The sequence below is a fragment of the Methanosarcina spelaei genome, from assembly GCF_002287235.1.
Lineage (GTDB): Archaea > Halobacteriota > Methanosarcinia > Methanosarcinales > Methanosarcinaceae > Methanosarcina > Methanosarcina spelaei.
Genome location: NZ_LMVP01000438.1, coordinates 1 through 347, shown reverse-complemented (window position 1 = coordinate 347; position 347 = coordinate 1). Strand labels below are relative to the sequence as shown.

The 347-nt window shown below is 48.7% G+C and carries 1 pseudogene; it reads right to left on the bottom strand.

Annotated features, from left to right (window positions below):
• Positions 1–305 (bottom strand): annotated as a pseudogene (locus ASJ81_RS15985) (CO dehydrogenase/acetyl-CoA synthase subunit delta); the annotation flags it as partial.
• Between the last annotated feature and the right edge of the window lie 42 nt (positions 306–347).

Genomic DNA, 347 nt, shown 5'->3' with positions numbered 1-347 from the left:
GGAATGAGATCCTTAAATTTAGGGGCTGCAAGAGCAGGGGAAATTCCAGGAGCAGTGGCAGGAGCACCAGCTGCGGGGGCACCAAAGCCTACAGGGACACCGAATATACCAGCAAGTCTTGCGAAGTGCTGTGCAAGTACTGCATTCTCCTGACCGAGGATAGCAGCAAGCATCGGGTCAAAGCCGCCTCCAAGTCCATCGAGTTCAATCTCAATGTCCCCTTCTATAGTTACACCTTCAAGGGAGAGTATGTCAACATCCTTGAACATGTCTGTCATTTCTGATAACTTAGCTTTCTTTGCCATGTAAACCTCACCTTTTCCGTAAGTTTTCCGTTTTGAGGAGTG